The organism is Bacillus sp. 522_BSPC (genome assembly GCF_001076885.1).
GTDB classification, from domain to species: Bacteria; Bacillota; Bacilli; order Bacillales; family Cytobacillaceae; genus Niallia; species Niallia hominis.
Map to the genome: position 1 here is coordinate 1 of NZ_JVDT01000069.1, position 307 is coordinate 307.

Annotated in this window: 1 riboswitch. The window is 43.0% G+C overall.

Annotated features, from left to right (window positions below):
* Window positions 1–162 precede the first annotated feature (162 nt).
* A riboswitch (glycine riboswitch) is annotated at window positions 163–254 on the forward strand.
* Window positions 255–307 lie beyond the last annotated feature (53 nt).

The following is a 307-nucleotide window of genomic DNA, read 5'->3' on the forward strand; positions in this document are numbered from 1 at the left end:
TTGCAATGGAATTACAAAGTCGCCTGCCAGCAAGTGAGGCACCTCCCACCTATCTTTCACGAATTTTCATAAGGCTTTAAGTGGAAGGCAACTGTCAGGTGGGAAAACATTTTTTCAGGTAGTATTTAGTATGACCAATTAAGAAAATTTTATGAATCGCGGATGAGAAATAGGGGAGAGACTACATTCGTAGCGCCGAAGGAGCAAGCAAAGTATTTTGTGAATCTCTCAGGCAAAAGAACTCTATTTGGACGCAGCTCTGGAGAGTGCTTACATATAGGTAAGCCACCAAAGGGGACAGCCGATT